Source organism: Frigoribacterium sp. RIT-PI-h (genome assembly GCF_001297205.1).
Taxonomy (GTDB): domain Bacteria; phylum Actinomycetota; class Actinomycetes; order Actinomycetales; family Microbacteriaceae; genus Frigoribacterium.
This window is the reverse complement of sequence record NZ_LHOZ01000111.1, coordinates 1-1,386: the sequence shown is the minus strand read 5'-3', so window position 1 is coordinate 1,386 and position 1,386 is coordinate 1. Positions and strand designations below refer to the sequence as shown.

At 74.1% G+C, this 1,386-nt stretch carries 1 protein-coding gene and 1 pseudogene; both read left to right on the top strand.

Annotation, left to right across the window (positions count from 1 at the left end; translation table 11 throughout):
- Positions 1-445 (top strand): annotated as a pseudogene (locus AEQ27_RS17935) (hypothetical protein); the annotation flags it as partial.
- 9 nt (positions 446-454) lie between these two features.
- The gene (locus tag AEQ27_RS14995) at positions 455-1,270 is read left to right on the top strand and encodes a Nif3-like dinuclear metal center hexameric protein (protein WP_054147403.1); all 816 of its coding nucleotides are present in this window, start codon (positions 455-457) and stop codon (positions 1,268-1,270) included.
- Positions 1,271-1,386: the final 116 nt, after the last annotated feature.

The following is a 1,386-nucleotide window of genomic DNA, read 5'->3' as shown; positions in this document are numbered from 1 at the left end:
CCGCATCCTCGGCCCCCGTCCCCTCGCGCTCGTGGTCGCCGCCACGGCCGCCCTGATCGTCGTCGCGGCCGTCGTGCTGGCCTTCGTGCCGGGCCTCGCCGTCGCCTCGGCCGTCCTCGCGACCGTCGCCGTCCCCGTCGCCACCGGCCTCGTCGGCCTGACCGCGCTCGCGTCGGTCTCGACCCGCCCCGACGATGCGACGCGCGTCGCCCGCCGCGGTCCGATCGGCGTCGTGGCCGGCGTGGTCGTCGGCACCGTCCTGGGCTTCGGGTTGCTGCTGAGCGACCTGGGGTCGTTCGCCTGGCAGGGCTTCCTCGTCCGGGCCGTGGGCCTGACCGGCCTCTCGACCTCGGTCTCGGTCGTCGTCGCCCTGCTCGGCGCCGCGGTCGTGGCGTTCATCGTCGCGGTGATGATCACGGGGTTCCGCTCGACGGCTCGCGACTAGGCTGTCGAGGTGTCCACCCTCGCCTCGGTCAACTCCGTCATCGAACGTCTCTGGCCTCTCGCGGGTGCCTCGTCGTGGGATTCTCCCGGCCTGGTCGTCGGTGACCCCGACCAGCCCGTGACGCACGTGCACCTGGCCGTCGACGCCGTGCTCGACACCGTCGACGAGGCCGTCGGCATGGGCGCCGACCTCTTGCTCGTCCATCACCCGCTGTTGTTCCACGGCGTCTCGACGGTCGCCGAGGACACCACCAAGGGCGCCGTCGTCGCGCGGCTCGTCCGGGCAGGGTGCGGCCTCGTCGCCGCCCACACCAACGCCGACGTCGTCGAGACCGGCACGTCGCGCGTGCTCGCGCACCAGCTCGGTCTCGTCGAGCAGCGACCGATCACGCCGGGCACGAGCGAGGGCACGGGCCTCGGCATCGTCGGCCGTCTGCCGCACGCGATGACCCTCGTCGCCCTCGCCCGCCAGCTCGGCGACGTCCTGCCCCCGACCGCGTCGGGCATCCGCGTGGCCGGTGACGCCGACGGCGTCGTCGAGACCGTCGCCCTCTGCGCCGGTGCCGGCGACTCACTGCTGGCCGACCCGGCGGTGCTCGCCGCCGACGTGTACGTCACGAGCGACCTGCGCCACCACCCCGCTTCCGACGCCCGCGAGCTCATGAGGCTCGGTCGCGGTCCCGCCCTCGTCGACGTGTCGCACTGGGCGGCCGAGTGGCTCTGGCTCGACACGGCGGCCGAACAGCTCCGCCGTGAGCTGCACGACGTCGAGGTCACCCTCAGCGACCTGCGCACCGACCCGTGGGACTTCGCCGTCGTGCAGTGAGCACCCCGAGCCGTCCCCGGCGACGACGGCGACGTCGGACTCGATGCGCTTGAGCTCGCTCTGCGCGTCCTCCCATGCGCCCTGCTCGGTCGCGAGGCGGCTGCGCAGGCGCGAGC